This is a genomic window from Wenzhouxiangella sp. XN79A (assembly GCF_012272825.1).
Lineage (GTDB): Bacteria > Pseudomonadota > Gammaproteobacteria > Xanthomonadales > Wenzhouxiangellaceae.
Map to the genome: position 1 here is coordinate 1 of NZ_JAAWWS010000150.1, position 16,469 is coordinate 16,469.

The following is a 16,469-nucleotide window of genomic DNA, read 5'->3' on the forward strand; positions in this document are numbered from 1 at the left end:
GGAGACGCCGGAGGCCGAGCGTCGCGAGCTGGCGCCGGACGCCGAATGGTTGGGCCAGGCCGACGACCGCGCCTCGAAGCGTGCGCTGATCGACGCGCTCGCGGCCCGCCGCCCGCGCCCGCGCCGGGTCATCGCGCTGTGCTCGCTGCTGCGCACGCCCGACCGCGGCACCGGCGGCTGGCTGGCCGACCTCGATGCCATCGCGCCGATCGCGATCCGACTGATCGACGCCCCGGAACTCCGGCGGCGCGGCGGCGACCCGGCAACCCGGGCCGAGGACTGGGCGCGCCTGGCCGCCGATTTCGAACTCGACCCGCCGGAGCGCGACGACTGAGATGGCGACCAGACGCACCGCACCGCTGCAGGTGGCCGTGGTCGGCCACACCAACACCGGCAAGACCTCGCTGCTGCGCACGCTGACCCGCGATGCGCGATTCGGCCAGGTCGCCCCGACCGCCGCGACCACCCGCCAGGTCGAGGGCGCGGCGCTGGCCGCCGGCGAGCGGGTCGTCGTCGAACTCTACGACACGCCCGGCCTCGAGGACGCCGGCGCACTGTTCGACGCACTGGAGGCCGCCGGCGGCGGTCGCCACGACGGGCCGGACCGGATCCGCGCGCTGCTCGACGACGCCGACGCCCGCCGGCGCTTCGACCAGGAATGCCGGGTGCTCGAACAATTGCTGGCCTCCGACTGCGCGCTGTACGTGATCGACGCGCGCGAACCGGTGCTCGGCAAGTACCAGGACGAACTGGCCATCCTCGCCCTTTGCGCCCGGCCGATCCTGCCGGTACTGAACTTCGTTGCCGCAGGCGACCATCGGGCCGTCGAATGGCGCAATGCGCTGTCCCGGGTCAACCTGCACGCGGTCGCCGAGTTCGACACCGTGGCCTTCGCGCTGGAGGCCGAAGCCGGGCTGTGGAACAAGCTGGCCACGCTGCTCGACCGGCGCGGGCGCGACCTCGAGCTGCTGATCGACGATCGTCGCGAGCGCGCCGCCTGGCAACACGCCGCGGCGCGGCGCGCGATCGCCGAACTGCTGGTCGACGCCGCCGGTGCCGAACAGAAGGTCCGCAGCGACGATCCGGCCGCGCGCAGCGCCGGGCTGGACCTGCTGAAAAAGCGCATCGCCGCGCGCGAACAGCGCTGCGTCGACGAGTTGTTGTCGCTGTATCGCTTCGACGCGGCGAGCTACGCTGCGCTGGACCTGCCGCTGACCGACGGCCGCTGGGCCGCCAGCCCCTTCGACCCGGCGCTACTGGCCGACACCGCGCGCCAGACCGGCACCGGCGCCGGCGCCGGCGCGGCCGCCGGCGCCGCGTTCGACCTGGCCACCGGCGGCCTGTCGCTGGGCGCCGGCACGCTGGCCGGAGCGCTGATCGGCGGCGGCGTCGGCGCGGCCTGGCTGCCGGGCCGGAGCCTGATCGACAAGGCCCGCGGCCAGCTGCGGCTGCAGGCCGACGACGCCGCGATGCTCCACCTGGCCGGGCGCCAGCGCGCCCTCATCGCCGCGCTCGAGCAGCGCGGCCACGCCAGCACCGCGCCGGTCGAGGCCGGCCTGGCCGAGCTCGACCCACCACGCATCGCCGCGCTCCGCGGCCTGCTCGCCCGCGCCCGGATCCGGCCCGATCACTCGACGCTCAACGCCCCCGACGCCGAGGAAAAGACCGGCCGGGCGCGGCGGATCGATCGACTGGTCGAGATCCTCGAGGGCCGCACCGGCGACTGACACCGCGGGCACGGGCACCCCGTGCGATGCGCTACGCTTCGGCTCCCGACTCCACCGTGCGCTTCATGAACCGGTCCCCCGCATGATCCAGATCGAGAACATCACGCTCCGTCGCGGCCTCGAGCCGCTGCTGGTCGACGCGAACCTGACGGTGCACGCCGGCCAGAAGATCGGCCTGGTCGGCGCCAACGGCTGCGGCAAATCCAGCCTGTTCGCGCTGCTGCTCGGCCGGATCGACGCCGACACCGGCACCCTGCGGATTCCGAAGGACTGGACCGTGGCCCACATGGCCCAGCAGATCACCGAGCTGGACCGCTCGGCGCTCGACTACGTGCTCGACGGCGACGCTCGATTCCGTGCCGCCGAGGCCGAAGTCGAAGCCGCCGACGCGTCCGGCGACGGCGAGCGGATCGCCCACGCCCACCAGGGCTTCGACGATGCGCAGGGCTTCGACGCGCCGGCCCGGGCCGGCGCCCTGCTGAACGGCCTGGGCTTTTCGGCCGACGAACACGACAAGGCCGTCGGGGCGTTCTCCGGCGGCTGGCGGATCCGGCTTTCGCTGGCCCGTGCGCTGATGAGCCCGTCGGACCTGCTGCTGCTCGACGAGCCGACCAACCACCTCGATCTCGAGACCGTGGTCTGGCTGGAAGACTGGCTGAAGCGCTACGCCGGCACCCTGGTGCTGATTTCGCACGACCGCGATTTCCTCGATCAGGTCGTCGACGACATCGTCCACATCGAGCATCAGAAACTGAATCGCTACAGCGGCGGCTACTCCGACTTCGAGCGCCAGCGCGCCGAGAAGATGGTTCTGCAGCAGGCCCAGTTCGTCAAGCAGCAGCGCAAGGCCGCCCACCTGCAGTCGTTCATCGACCGCTTCCGCGCCAAGGCGAGCAAGGCCAGGCAGGCCCAGGCCCGGATCAAGGCGCTGGACCGGATGGAAAAGATCGCGCCGGCCCACGCCGACAGCCCGTTCGATTTCGAATTCCCCGAGCCGGGCCGCGCCGCCGATCCGCTGATCAAGCTCGATGGCGTATCCCTGGGCTACGGCGACCACCAGGTCTTGAGCGACGTGTCGCTGAACCTGGCCGCCGGCGACCGGATCGGCCTCCTCGGCGTCAACGGCGCCGGCAAGTCGACCTTGGTCAAGGCCCTGGCCGGCGACCTCGAACCGATGGGCGGCGACCTGCATATGGACCGCCACCTGACCATCGGCTACTTCGCCCAGCACCAGGTCGAGCAGATCGATACCGAGGCCAGCCCGCTCACGAACCTGTCGCGCATCGCCGGCGACACGCCGGAACAGAAGCTGCGCAATTTCCTCGGCGGCTTCGCGTTTTCCGGCGACCTGGCGACCGACCCGTGCTCGCGGCTGTCGGGCGGCGAGCGCGCGCGGCTGGTGCTGGCCATGATCATCTGGCGCGCGCCCAACCTGCTGCTGCTCGACGAGCCGACCAACCACCTCGACCTGGAAATGCGCCACGCCCTGACCGTCGCGCTGCAGGGCTTCGAAGGCGCCGTGGTCACGGTCTCGCACGACCGCCACCTGCTCAACGAAACCGTCGACGCCTACTGGCTGGTCGACAACGGCAACGTCCACCCCTACCCCGGCGGCCTGCCCGCCTACCGCCAGCGCCTGGCCGGCGGCGACGGCTCCGGGCCTTCGTCGTCGACGGCCTCCACCGGCGGCTCGAAGAAGGACGAGCGTCGGAGAAAGGCGCAGGTTCGTGAAAAGCTGAAACCGCTGACCAACAAGGTCAACAAGCTGACCCGGGACATGGAGCGTCTGGAGGCCCGCCGCAGCGAGGTCCAGCAGATCCTGACCGACCCGGCGCTGTACGAAGCCGAGCGCGCCGACGAACTGCAGCAGCTTCTGGCCGAGAACGGCGAGCTGACATCGAGGCTCGAAGCGCTGGAACGTGAATGGATGGAAGCCGAGGAAGCGCTCGAGGCGCTGAAGGCCGAGGCCTGAAGCCTCCGGCGCTCCATGCTAGATTGATGAATACGTTGGCACGTACGGGAAGAATCTCATGATCCATAACGTCGTTCGCTGGCCCCATGGGCCGTCGGAGCAGGCTCGACGCCTGCCCGGTCTGCTTCTCGCCGGTCTGCTTGCCTGTCTGCTCGCGCTCGCCGCGCCGGTCGGGGCGTCCGAGAGCACGGACGCCTCCGACACGAGCACCGTTCCAGCACCGGCCGCCGATCCGGCTCTTGATCCAGTGGACGAACCCGCACTCGATCCAGTCGCCGCCACCGCCCAGTGGATGCTCGAACAGGACGACCCGCGCCTGCGCGCCGCGGCCCTCGTCGTGCGCACCGGCACCGGGGGCGACGTTCGAACGGCGACCGTCATCGACGCGATTCGCAGCACCACCGACAGCGCGGCGATGCTGTGGCTCGCCCAGGCCTGCCAGTCCGCCCGGATCCAGCGTGAATGCATCGACGCCGGCCTCGACGATGCGATCGTCCGCTACGACAGCGCCAACGTGTTCGCCCGCGCCACGCTGTACCCCGAAGAGCGAATCGCCGACCTGATGCTGGCCACGCGTGGCGAATCGATGCACTACTTCGCGCTGATCGAGGCCTGGTACGACGCACTGAGTCGCGGTCCCGCCGCTGGACCGAGCGAGTCGCCATCCGACCGCTTTGCCCAGGCCTTCGCGATCGGTGCGGCCTGGGCCACCCCGGCGCTCGCGCCGCTGGCCGAAACCTGCCGCAGCGCCACCCCGGGCGCCGAGCTCGACCGCGCCTGCCAGCAGCTGGCCGGCCGCATGGTCGACGGCGGCGAGTCGATGCTCGGTTTCATGATCGGCCGCGCCATCCAGCGCCGCGGCGAGCCGGCCGGCGACGACGAACGTGCTACCGTCACGCTCGCCAGCGATCGCGCCGCCTGCCAGATGCAGGCGCTGGAACTGGAGCTGGCGGCCATGGACGACGCCGGCATCCGCGAGTTCATCAGGCTCCTGAAGCGCCACGGCGAGTTCGAGGCCTGGGATCGGCTGGCCGAGACGCACGAAGTGGATTGCTCCGATCCACCGTCGATGCTTGCCGATCATGAAGCGGAGGAAGCCGCGTTCAACGCCACCGTCGTCTCCGTCGCGCAGGACATGGTGTCGTCCGAGGACGACCGTAAACGAGCCGCCGGCCTGGCGTGGCTTCTGACCAGCCATTCGCAGCCGATCGAAGCGCCCAACGAACTGCTGGACGAACTCGACGCACAGATCCGCTCGATCACCGACCCGGCCGCGCTGGCCTGGCTGGCTGCGGCTTGCGGCAACGTAAATATCGAAGACTTCTGTCTTGCCGCCGGACTGGATGCCGCGATCGTCAGAAATGACCCCGGCAACCTGCTTTCGCGCCTTCCGCTGCTCGACAATACGACGATCGAGCCCGCACTGCTGCAAAGCACGCGAGTCCGCAGCTACTACGATGAAGCCGGGGCCACCTGGTACCCGGAGCTGTATCCGGAGCTGGACCCGCTGAACGAGCAGGAGGCGGAAGGGCTGGAGATGAGCCACCCGATGTACGTGATGTCCGCTGCCTACATGGTTCCCATGCTCTACTCGTCGCCCGGCTTCGGGCCGCTGACCCGGTTCTGCGGCTCGCGTGAAGACGCGGACCGCGAGGCCATTGCTGCGTGCACTCGGATTGCCGATGCCCTTGTCGAAACCGGCAGGACCTTCACCGAACGCGCCATCGGAATCGCCCTGCACCGGCAGCAAGCGGAACGAATCGGCAATAAGGAACGGGTCGCTGCGCTGACCGCAGCATCCGAGCACCGCACGGCCGTCCTCGGCTGCCAATCAATGGCCATGCAAGCCACCTGGAAAACCATGACCCGCGATGACGTCGAAGCCTGGATCGCGGAGCAACTCGAATACGGCGAGGTGCGCGCCTATGCGCGAGCCGCCGAACGCGCCGGCGTGGACTGCTCGGACCCACCGCCGTGGCCGCCGGACTTCACGGGCGTGGATTGATCGTCAGCCCGTGACCCACACCGGCATCGCCCGCGACGCCGCCTTCAATTCGCGCTCGCGAAGCCGGTAGTCCGGACACATCGCCTCGACCTTCGCCCAGAACGCCTTCGAGTGGTTCGGGTGCTCGAGGTGGGCCAGCTCGTGCAGCAGCACGTAGTCGGCCACGGGCCGTTCGAGCAGCAGCAGGCGGACGCTGAGCGACAGGTTGCCGTTCGACGAGCAGCTGCCCCAGCGTGTGTTCGGGTTGCGCCAGGTGATCCGGCCCGGGTGCACGTCGTGGGTCTCGGCGAATTCACGAACGCGCGGTTCCAGCGACCCGCGGGCCATGGCCTTCAGCACGTCGACCAGCAGCGCGCGAGCATCGTCTGGATGCTCCGCGCCGGTCAACTCGATCGTCTCCGGGCCCCGCGCACGCCAGCGCAGCCGATCGCCTTGTTCGTAGCGGATCACCAACACCCGATCGATCGCCGGTAGCTCCAGCCGCCCGGGATGGGTGGCGTTGAGATGCTCCGGTCGCCGGCCCTGCACGGCCCGAAGCCGTTCCCGCGCGGATTCGATCCAGCCCGCCCGATCCGCAACGAAGTCCCGGATCACGCGCTCCGGCACCCGCGGCGGCGCGGTCACGACCAGGCTGGCGTCCGGCTTGACGCGCAGCGTCACGCGCCGGGCCCGGCGATGGCGGCGGAGTTGGAAGTCCTTGGACATGGGCGCCAGTTTAGCCGCCGAAGCGCCGCGGCCGATGCGTAGAATGGGCGAATTCGCCAACCCGCTCTCGTGATGCACGAACACGACCACCATTCCCACGACCACGGCTCCGGCCGCGCCCTGCGCTGGGCGGTCGTGATCACGCTGGCCTTCGCCGCCGTCGAGTTCGTGGTCGGCTGGTGGGGCGGTTCGCTGGCGCTGATGGCCGATGCCGGCCACATGCTCACCGACTCGACCTCGCTGGGCCTGGCCGCGCTGGCCGCCTGGATCGCCACGCGCCCGGCCGACGCCGGCCACAGCTGGGGCCATGGCCGGGCCGAGATCATCGCCGCCCTGATCAACGGCACGGCGATGCTGGTGCTGGTCGCAGTGATCGTCTACAACGCCATCCAGCGCTTCCAGGACCCGGTCGAGGTCAAGGGCGTGGCCGTGCTCGCCGTTGCCACGATCGGGCTGATCGTCAACCTGGCCGTGCTCAAGGTGCTGCACGGCGGCGAGGGCAACCTGAACGTGCGCGGTGCAATGCTGCACGTGATCGGCGACCTGCTCGGCTCGGTGGCGGCGATTGCCTCCGGCGCGATCATCCTGCTGACCGGCTGGACCCCGATCGACCCGATCCTCAGCCTGCTGATCTGCAGCCTGATCCTGGTCGCCGCGGTGCGCCTGCTGAAGACCGCGCTGACGATCGTCATGGAGGGCGTGCCGGCCCGGCTGGACCTGGAAGAGGTGCGCGCGGCGATGCGCGAAGACGACGAGGTGGTCGACGTTCACGACCTGCACATCTGGCAGATCAGCAGCGAGCGCATCGCGCTTTCGGCCCACGTCGTCGTCCACGACCTCGCGCGCTGGCCGGTGCTGCTGGCGCGTACCAACGCGATGCTGCTGGATCGCTTCGCGATCGACCACCCGACCCTGCAGGTCGAGCCGCACGACGGGCTCGCCTGCAAGCACGCCAACCACCAGTGCCACGGCTGACGCAATGAAGCTGCTGGCCGTCGGCGACATGCACCTGGGCCGCCTGCCGGTCGCGCTGCCGGAGGCACTCGCCGAACGCGCCCGCGATCTGGGTCCCGACACGGCCTGGTCGCGCTGCGTCGATCACGCCCTCGAACACGAGGTCGAGGCCGTGGTACTGGCCGGCGACCTGGTCGACCGCGAGCGGGATTTCTTCGCCGGCTTCAACGCGCTGAAGTCCGGCGTCGAGCGGCTGACCGCAGCCGGCATCCGGGTCGTTGCAGTGGCCGGCAACCACGACACCGAAGTGCTGCCGCGGCTGGCCGATGCGATCGACGGCCTGACCCTGCTCGGGCGCGGCGGCCAGTGGGAGCGGCTGGGGCTCGACGAGGTCGACGTGCTGGGCTGGTCCTTCCCATCGCGCCACGTGACCCGATCCCCGCTGGACACGCTGCCGGAGCTGGCCGGCGACCGGCCGGTCATCGGCCTGCTGCATGGCGATCTCGACCGAGCCGACTCGCGCTACGCTCCGCTGGATTCCGGCGTACTCGCGCGCTCAGGCGCGGCGGCCTGGCTGCTCGGCCACGTCCATCAGCCGCACCCGCTCGACGGCGAGATCCCGATCGGCTATCTCGGCTCGGTCAGCGCGCTGCGCGCCAGCGACCTGGGCCGACGCGGCCCGTGGCGGATCACGCTGTGCAACGGACGCATTCGCGCCGAACAGCAACCGCTGGCTCCGCTGGCCTTCGAGGCCCTGAGGCTGGACTGGACGCCGGACGACGAGCCCGGTCGCCTGCTGCCGCGGATCGTCGAGGCGGCACAGCGTCGGGTCGCCGCACGCATCGAGGCCGGTGCGCTGCCCGACGCGCTGGGGCTGCGCATCGAGATCACCGGCGAGACCGACCACGGCGAGGCCCTGCGCAGCCAGATCGAACAGGTCGGCGACGAGGCCCGGTTCGAGGACGGCGGGTGTCAGATCTTCGTCCAGAAGGTCGTCGTCGACACCCGCCCGCCGCTGGATCTCGACACCCTGGCCCGTCGCGCCGATCCGGTCGGTCTGATCGCCCGCGACCTGCAGGCGCTGACCGGCGCCGACCTCAACGCCCGCCAGGCGCTGATCGACGCCGCCCGACCCGCATTGGCCGACGCAGTGGCCGCACTCGAATTCCAGCCGGTCGCGGCGCGTCTCGACGACGACGCCATTGGCGATCAACTGGCCCGGGCCGCGCGCCGCGCGCTGTCGGACCTGATGGGGCAGACCCGATGAAGCTTCACCGGCTGACGATCCGCCGGCTGCCCGGCATCGACCGGGAACTGTCGGTGGAACCCGCGACCGACCGGCCGACCGTCATCACCGGCCCGAATGCCTCGGGCAAGACCAGCCTGGTCCGGGCGCTGCATGCCCTGCTCCGGCCGGCCGGCGCGCCCGAGTTCGTCGACCTCGACGCGCGGTTCGAACACGACGGCGCGCACTGGGACGGCCGCGCGCTGGGCAGCGCCCGCCACTGGCAGCGCAACGGCGAGGAGCATGCCCCGCCCGACTGGCCCGACGCCGACCAGCTCGATGCCTTCCTGATCCGCGCCGACGACCTGCTCGACGTCGGCGCCACCGAGACCGGCATCGCCGAGGCCTTGCGCCGGCTGCTGGCCGGCGGCTTCGACCTCGACCGGGTGCGCACCACCGATGCGTTCCGGCTGGCGCCGCGGCCGCAGAAGCTGCACAGAGAACACGAGCAACGACTTCGCCAGCTCGACGACCTCGAACGCCGCCAGGCCGAGCTGGCCGACGAGGTCGAGCGGCTCGATGAACTGCGCGCCGAGCTCGAGGCCGCGCGCGAAGCGGAGTCGCGCCGCCGCGCGATCGAACGCGCCGTGAAGGCCGTCGAGCATCGACAGACGCTGGCCACGGTCTGCCGTCGCCTCGACGAACTGGGCAGCGGCTTCGGCCAGCTCGACGGCAAGGAAGGCGAGCGGCTGGCCGAGATCGAGGACGAGCTCGACGAACGCGCCCGGCGCGAGCGGACCCAGCAGCGCGCACTGCAGGATGCCCGCGACCGGATCGAGGCCACGGGCATCGCCGACCTGGACGCCGCCGAGGCCGCGCGCCAGGGCCTGGTCGACGACCTGCGCCGCTGGCAGGCGCTGGACGCCAAGCGCCGCGAACTGGAGCAGCAGCGCGAGCGCGCCGACGAGCATCGCCGCGAAGCCGCTCGCCGCGGCGGCGCCCGCGGCGGCCACGTGATCCCGGTCCCCGATCTCGAGGCCGTCGATGCGCTCGACGACGCAGCGGCCCGCCTCGAGGCGGCCCGCACCGAGCTGGACCGGCTGAACCGAGAGCAGTCCGCCGTCGCCGAGCTCGACGATCCGGGCGCCGAACTCGACGCCGCGCGCGATGCCGGCCGCGCCCTGCGCGACTGGCTGTCGGCTCGGCCGCCATCGGCGATCGCCTGGACCCTGAACGGCATCGCGCTGGTCGTCCTGCTCGCCTCGGGCCTGCCGTGGACGGGCGCGGTGCCGGCCGAGTTCGTGCTGCCGCTGCCGACCGGCTGGCTGGCGCTGCGCCCGCTGCTGCTGGGCGCCGCCGCCGCGCCGCTGGCGCTGCTGATCGCCGGTGGGCTGCGCGCGCGCCGCAGCGGTGCGGCACGACGGCGCTTCGAAGCCCTCGGCGTGGACGGACCGGAACACTGGGAACCGGTTTCAGTAGCGCGCCGGGCCGGCGAAATCGATCATCACAGCGCCGAGCTGGTGCTCCGACGCCGGCAGTGGGAGCGCGGCCTGGAGCGGGCCGGCGAGATCGAACAGGCCGAGCGGGCCCGCGGCGAGGCGCACGCCGCCTGGCAGCGGGCCTGCACGGCGCTGGGGCTGGATCCGGACCAGACCGACTCCAGTGCCGCCCACCGCTATCGCCTGCGTGAGCTGCACGACCTGCAGCGGGCAGAGCAGCGCGCCGGTGATGCCCGGGCCGCGCTCGACACGCTGGCCGAACAGGCCACAGCGCTGCAGCGCCGCATCGCGGATCGGCTGACCGTACTGTCCGGCGACGAACCGGCACCCGACAGCGCCGAGGCCCTGGCCGATCGACTTCGCCTGCTGGAATCCCGGATCAACGAAGCGCGCGAAGCGCGGTCCGGCATCGAGGTGGCCCGCTCCCGACTGCAGCAGCTCGCCGAAGACCGCGACGCGCTGCACGACCGGCGCGAACGGCTGTACACCAACGCCGGCCTGGGCCGCGGCGACGATGCACTGTTCCTGGACCCGGGCAGCACGGCCGACGACGCGGCGACCGACCGTCGAAGCCTTCTTCACCAGCGCCTGCGCTTGCTGCCCGAGTGGCAATCGCTGGAAGCCGAGCGGCGGCGTCTCGGCCGGGCCGTGGCCGAGGACGAGGAGGCGCTGCGCAACGCATCGGACCTGCGCCGGCTCGTCGATCAGAACGACCTCGACGGCCTGCGCGAACAACTGGGCGCGGTGGCCGAGTCGGCCGAGCGCCGCGATGAACTGGTGCGTGAAATCGAGCGCGTGACCGCCGAGCGACGCCGGGCCCTGGACGAGCGTGAACTCGAGGCCCTGAACGCCGATCGCGAGCGGCTGCGCGATCAATTGGCCGATGCGCGCGAGGCCCGGCTGTTCGCCGCCGCCGGCGGCTTCCTGGTCGAACGCGCCCAGTCCCGCCACGTCGCCGACCACCAGCCCGAGCTGCTGAAGCGGGCCGGGGCCTGGTTCGGCCGCTTCACCCATGCCGGCTGGGCGCTGGAGTTCGACGGCAAGAACTTCGCCGCGCGCGAACTGGCCAGCGGCGAGCAGCGCAGCCTGGCCCAGCTGTCGACGGCCACACGGATCCAGCTGCTGCTGGCCCTGCGGCTGGCCTGGATGGACGAGATCGGTCGCGACCGGGCCACCCCGCCGATCGTGCTCGACGAAGTCCTGGCCACCTCCGACCCGGCCCGCTACCAGGCCGTCGTCGAGGCCGGCGCCGAGCTGGTGCGCGCCGGCCGGCAGCTGATCTACCTGTCGGCCCAGCCGGCCGACGTCGAGGCCTGGACCCGCTTCCACGCCGAGCCGGAACCCAGGGTCATCGAACTGGCACCAACCCGGGATGACACCGGGTTCCGGTTCACGCCCGACCGCCCGCTGCCCTGCCCGGACACCGCGCTGGCGCCGGCCGAGTGGGCACTCGAGGCCGGCGTGCCGCCGCTGGACCCGTTCGCCCCGGCCGAGCGCGTGGCGCTGTTCCACCTGGCCCCCGACCGCCTGGCCGACCTGAACGCGCTGCGCGCCCGGCGCATCGTCACGCTGGGCCAGTTCGAACAGGCCGAAACACTCGACGCGCTGCCGCTGGGTGACGATGCCGCCGACCGCTTCGAAGCCCGCATCCGCGCCGTCCGCGCCTGGCTGCCGCTGTGGCAGCGCGGCCACGCCCGGCCGGTCACCGCCGAGGTCATCCACCGCTCGGAGGCCGTCAGCGAGAAATTCATCAACGAAGTCGTCGACCTCGACACCGAACTCCAGGGCCACGGCCCGGCGCTGATCGAGGCGCTGCGAGAGGGCCGCGTAAAGGGCTTCCGCACCGCCAAGATCGACGACCTCGAAGCCTACCTCGATGCCGCCGGCTGCCTGGCCGCCGAGCGTCCCGTCAGCGACGCCGAACGCATCCACACGCTCACCCGCACCGGCCCCCTCACCGACCCGGACGCCGAACGACTCGACGCGTGGCTGCGGGCCGGGGTGGCTTCGGTCGGGTGACTCGATGCTTGCCCGAGAGGATGGTCGCTGCGACGCGAAGGGACAAACACGAGACTGGAATTCAAAGGCGTTCCTGGTTACGCACGTTTCTCAGCCGGTAGTACAGCCCTCCGGAGGCGTGCAGGAAACTCGAGAACAGCAAGCAAGGACCCTTCGAAAGCGCTCTTTTGCCCGGCTTCGCCTGTTGGAGGGCGCCTGCGCGCGAAGGGTGGCCGCTTCCGAAGTCGTTCGCGCGCAAGCGCCCTCCACCAGGCCGTCTTCCTGCCAGTCCGGCGTCGGGCTGGAATCTCGCTTGCGATGGAAACCCGTCCTTCGAATCCGATCGGATGATCCAACGGCTCGCCTCTATCGCCTGCCGCGACGCTCCGATGTCGGGACGCTACCCGACCGTGGCCGAGATTCATGCGTAATCAGGAAGGCGTTTTCTCGCACAGACGCAGAGCGAAAGACCCAGGACCCAAAAGGGAAAACAGCGGCCCGTTACCGTTTGAATCGAATCGATTCCGACGTGTTCTTCGTTCGCCTTTCTCTGCGCCGCCGCATCTCTGCGAGAGCATGCTTTTTGACCTTCACACCTTCCCCCGCCCGAAACGAATTTTCTGCCCGCCCTTCGCGCCCATCCGCTCAGGCAACCGCTCCCGAACCCGATCAACCCAGTTCGCGATAACTCAGACACTGCCCGCCGACGTCGATCATGGCCTGGAGATCATCGGCCAGGCGAAGTTCGAAGTCGTCCGGGTGGATGCCGAAGCGCAGCGGCGTGCCGCTCGATCGCGCCCAGGCGCGGTTGAGCGCATTGAACGGGCGGACGACGGCGGCGCGGAAGGCGGTGTCGGTCTCGAAACCGGCCATCGGCAGGCGGTGGTATCGATCACTACGCGCATCGAAGACGCCGCCGGTGGTCTCGTACAGGTCGAACGGCAGGCGCTTCAGCACCGACCTCGGCACCGGGCCCATCGCCCAGGCCGGCGGCACGTACAGCGCCGGGGCCGGCAAGTCGCTCGCGTCGAACCAGGCGCGGTTGCTCAGCATCAATCGAAGAATGCCGAAGCGGCTCAGGGCCAGGTGCTCGCCGGCCCGGCGCGAGATCAGCGCGCTGTGCAGCGCGTGCTTCGGGCCCCGGATCCGCCGGATTTCGTGGGTCCAGCCGTGGCCGGCCAGTTCGGCACCGTCGTCGAGCAGCGCGCGCAGGCCGCGCAGGTGATCGGCCGTCCAGTCGCGGCCGGGCACGACCAGCAGCGTGATCGGCACCAGGCCGGCATCGACCAGCCGATCGAAGATCCGCCGGACGCGGTCCAGCGTCTCGGGCATCACGTCGTGGATCGAGACCAGCAGCTTCATCGACACTCAGCCCAGCGGATCGGCCAGCAGCGCGATCCAGTCCTCGAGGCTGCTGCGATTGAGTTCGTGCGCGGCCTGCCGGCCGGCCTCGGCGCGGGCCTGGCGGACCTCGGCCGGCTCACCGGCCAGGCGCTCCAGCACGTCGGCCAGGGCATCGTCGAGACCGAACACGACCAGGTGCTCGGCCAGGTCCGGCCAGTTGACGATGCCGCAGGTCGAGGTCACCACGGCCTGCCGACCGCGCGCCATGGCTTCCAGCGCGACGGTGCCGAAGGACTCGACCTCCGAGGGCAGCACCAGCGCGTCGGCGGCGTCCATCTGCTCGAGCAGCTGCGGGCGGGTCAGCCAGCCGGTCGCGGTCAGGTTGCCCAGTTCGGCGGCCGCCCGATCGACGCGGGCGCGCAACGGCCCATCGCCGGCGATGACGAAATCGATGTCCGGCAGCGCACGGGCCGCATCGATGACGGTGTACAGGCGTTTCTCGGCGGCCAGCCGGCCCGCGTACAGCACGCGACCCAACACGGCCGGCAGCGGCCGGACCGGCGCGTCGAGCACGGCCCGCGGCACCAGCGTGCCGATCCGGCGAGGACGCTTCCCGCCGAGGCGCTCGGCCAGCCCGGTCATCTCGGCGGAATTGCCGAGGGCACGATCGGCATAGCGGAACAGCGTCCGGTCGGCGAAGCGGAACCAGGCGCGGCTCAGGTACTTGAAGATCGAATTCCCGTACAGGTCGGTGACGCCGGCGTAGTGGGTGTGGAAGCCGGCCAGCAGCGGTAGGCGCTTGTCGTGGGTCCATTTCGCGGCCAGCAGGCCGTAGGGTCCGGGCGTGGCGACCACGACCACGGTGGGCTCGAACTCGCGCAGCGCCCGCCACAGCCGGCGCGGCGACGGCAGGTAGACCTTCTGCGTCGAATCGCCCGGCAGCGGAAACGAAAACCCGCGCTGGCCGCTGTGACCGGGACAGACGAAGGCGGTCGCGACCTGGGTCGGGCCCAGTTGATCGATCAGGTCGGCGTAGTAGGCGCCGACGCCGTTGCGTTCCGGTTCGGAGTCCGAAACGAAGGCGACGCGAACGCTCATGCCGCGGCTCCGGCCGGGCGCAGCACGCCGGCCTCGGCCTCGTCCCCGAACCGGTAGCGGGCGTAGACCGGGGCGAACTCGCGTTGCAATCGACCCTCGTCGAGACCGAAGTCCGAAAGCGCGTAGCGATGGCCGGAGCGGAACCCGCGCGAGGCCTGCCCGGCCTCGGCCAGCGCCGCGGCGAACTGCGGCGTCAGTTCGAGCCCGACCCGTTCGAACGCGTCGCGGACAACCTCCTCCAGCCGGTCGCGCAGGGCGTGGTTGTCGAGCAGGGCAACCCGGTCCGGGTGCCGCTCGGCGACCTCGGCCTGGTGGAGGTAATAGAACTTCAGCAGCGCCGTCAATCGATCGCGGAGATCCTCGGGGACGCCATCGAACCCGACCACGCTCAACCCCGGCGCCAGCGAACTCATCTGCGACGGCACGGTCCTGACCGGGTCGCGCGAACAGCCGAGCAGCACCGCGCCGGGAAAGGCCTCGAGCAGCGTCTCGAGGCTTCCCGTGAACGAAGCGTTCTTCGACAGGAAACGCATTCCGGAGCCGTGCGCGTACAGGTGCCGCTTGACGCAGTTGCGGTAGTAGCGGGCCCAGGCCCGGCGCTCGGCGTCCGGCTGCCCGTCCAGCCGCGCGGTGCGCCACAGCCACGGCGCGCGCGGGAACACGGCAACCAGGATGAAGCACTGCATCGGCGGCATCAGCGCCAGGAAATCTTCTTCCGGTGCGTCCATGGCGAACGGGTGGACATCGTCCATGTCGGCCAGGAAGCGACGGCCGAACGCGCCGCCGAGCCGGCCCAGCGGGCGACCGATCGCGCGATCCAGCGCGGCCAGGCCGCCGAGCAGCCTGCGCGCCGTGACCGACAGCCCGAACAGGCATTCCCAGGTGCGGAAGGTGGTGAAGCGCCGATCGGCCGACAGCACGTGGTGCAGGTGCGTGGTCCCGGAGCGCGGTGGACCGACGACGAACACCGGTCGATCGACCTCGACCTTCCGCCAGCCGCGGAACAACAGGTCGTCGAGCAGGAAGCCCACCCCGTGCAGCAGCTGCAGCAGCGCGAAGATCGGCCAGGCGAATACCAGCAGCAGTGCCGCGGTCCAGCGCCGGCCCTCGGTCCACGGCGAAACCGCGGCCGACGCCCAGAGACGGACGGCCCGGGCCACGGCGGAAAGGAGCAACCTCATTCGGTCGGCGCGCTGGAAAACGGGGTCAGCGGCGAGTATCGCACAGCGGACCGAGCGGAACGATGACCGGCGGGACGCCGAAGCGTCATCGAAGATTCATTCTTCGGCACTCGCAATTTCCTGTTTATACGCGTATAGTTGGAGATGCTGCGCAGCACGGCAGTGGAAACTCCGGGTGGCTCCTTCCTAGCAAGAACCTCCAGACGAACCTCTCGACCTTGCACGACGCTTGATGAGCAGTTGGCAGCATTTCACCCATTACGTTTGATGAAAAGGTAGTAAGAAAATGGTTACAGGAACCGTGAAGTGGTTCAACGACGCAAAGGGCTTCGGCTTCATCTCCCAGGACAACGGCGGCGCCGACGTGTTCGTGCATTTCAGCGCGATCCAGGGCTCCGGCTTCAAGTCGCTGGCTGAAGGTCAGAAGGTCGAGTTCGAACTGCAGGACGGCCCGAAGGGCCCGCAGGCAGCCAACGTCAACCCGGTCTGATCCGGCGCGACAACGAACGCCTCCCAAGGCCCCGCCCCTGTGCGGGGCCTTTTCATTTCCGAGCCCCCGCCCCTGTGCGGGGCCTCTTCATTTCCGAGCCCCGCCACCGAGCGGGGTCCATTCCGTTCCGATCCGGCGCGAACCGGCCGAACGTTTCGTCCTCTTGCCAGAGTTCCATGGGCGATTTCGTCACGAGGTCCCGGGTTCGCCTGCGGCGCCCCGGGACGACGGAGGTGTAGAGGGGGAGCCCCGGGACGACGGAGGTGTAGAG

The 16,469-nt window shown here is 70.6% G+C and carries 12 protein-coding genes; 8 read left to right on the forward strand and 4 right to left on the reverse strand.

All coding sequences use genetic code 11. The features are described from left to right. The 4 genes from HFP89_RS09130 to HFP89_RS09145 form a co-directional block, all read left to right on the forward strand. On the forward strand, nucleotides 1-334 hold a 334-nt coding region (locus HFP89_RS09130), incomplete at its 5' end, for a DUF2868 domain-containing protein (RefSeq protein WP_168717355.1). Between the two features lies 1 nt (nucleotide 335). After that, the gene (locus tag HFP89_RS09135) at nucleotides 336-1,727 is read left to right on the forward strand and encodes a GTPase/DUF3482 domain-containing protein (protein ID WP_168717356.1); all 1,392 of its coding nucleotides are present in this window, start codon (nucleotides 336-338) and stop codon (nucleotides 1,725-1,727) included. An 82-nt stretch (nucleotides 1,728-1,809) separates the two neighbouring features. Then, a complete protein-coding gene (locus HFP89_RS09140) occupies nucleotides 1,810-3,699 on the forward strand; it encodes an ATP-binding cassette domain-containing protein (protein ID WP_168717357.1) in 1,890 nt (629 codons plus the stop codon). Nucleotides 3,700-3,757: 58 nt separating this feature from the next. Further along, nucleotides 3,758-5,704 carry a hypothetical protein gene (locus HFP89_RS09145; RefSeq protein WP_168717358.1) on the forward strand — a complete coding sequence of 649 codons (1,947 nt, stop codon included), beginning with the start codon at nucleotides 3,758-3,760 and terminating at the stop codon, nucleotides 5,702-5,704. Between the two features lie 3 nt (nucleotides 5,705-5,707). Here HFP89_RS09145 and HFP89_RS09150 read toward each other — a convergent pair whose 3' ends face one another. Next, a complete protein-coding gene (locus tag HFP89_RS09150) occupies nucleotides 5,708-6,409 on the reverse strand; it encodes a SprT family zinc-dependent metalloprotease (protein ID WP_168717359.1) in 702 nt (233 codons plus the stop codon). A 72-nt stretch (nucleotides 6,410-6,481) separates the two neighbouring features. Between HFP89_RS09150 and HFP89_RS09155 the strand changes: the two genes are divergently transcribed. Genes HFP89_RS09155 through HFP89_RS09165 form a run of 3 tightly spaced genes read left to right on the forward strand, consistent with a single transcriptional unit; the run spans nucleotide 6,482 to nucleotide 12,106 of the window. Further along, a complete protein-coding gene (locus HFP89_RS09155; RefSeq protein WP_168717360.1) occupies nucleotides 6,482-7,384 on the forward strand; it encodes a cation diffusion facilitator family transporter in 903 nt (300 codons plus the stop codon). A 4-nt stretch (nucleotides 7,385-7,388) separates the two neighbouring features. After that, on the forward strand, nucleotides 7,389-8,630 hold the full coding sequence (locus tag HFP89_RS09160) for a metallophosphoesterase (protein WP_168717361.1): 1,242 nt from the start codon (nucleotides 7,389-7,391) through the stop codon (nucleotides 8,628-8,630). Continuing rightward, a complete protein-coding gene (locus tag HFP89_RS09165; protein WP_168717362.1) occupies nucleotides 8,627-12,106 on the forward strand; it encodes a hypothetical protein in 3,480 nt (1,159 codons plus the stop codon). Before HFP89_RS09160 ends, HFP89_RS09165 begins: the two co-directional genes overlap by 4 nt. A 648-nt stretch (nucleotides 12,107-12,754) precedes the next feature. On the opposite strand, the gene HFP89_RS09170 is transcribed toward HFP89_RS09165, so the two are convergent. From HFP89_RS09170 to HFP89_RS09180, 3 genes are read right to left on the reverse strand one after another with little or no spacing between them, the layout of a single operon-like run. Then, nucleotides 12,755-13,447, reverse strand: a complete 693-nt coding sequence (locus HFP89_RS09170; protein ID WP_168717363.1) for a polysaccharide deacetylase family protein — start codon at nucleotides 13,445-13,447, stop codon at nucleotides 12,755-12,757. A gap of 6 nt (nucleotides 13,448-13,453) precedes the next feature. Beyond that, nucleotides 13,454-14,527 (reverse strand): glycosyltransferase, encoded by a 1,074-nt coding sequence (locus tag HFP89_RS09175; protein ID WP_168717364.1) that lies wholly within the window; start codon nucleotides 14,525-14,527, stop codon nucleotides 13,454-13,456. After that, complete coding sequence (locus HFP89_RS09180) at nucleotides 14,524-15,702, reverse strand: sulfotransferase (protein WP_168717365.1); 1,179 nt, start codon at nucleotides 15,700-15,702, stop codon at nucleotides 14,524-14,526. The genes HFP89_RS09175 and HFP89_RS09180 overlap by 4 nt, the downstream gene beginning before the upstream one ends. 292 nt (nucleotides 15,703-15,994) lie before the next feature. On the opposite strand from HFP89_RS09180, the gene HFP89_RS09185 reads away from it, so the two are divergent. Next, a complete protein-coding gene (locus tag HFP89_RS09185; RefSeq protein WP_168717366.1) occupies nucleotides 15,995-16,198 on the forward strand; it encodes a cold-shock protein in 204 nt (67 codons plus the stop codon). Nucleotides 16,199-16,469: the final 271 nt, after the last annotated feature.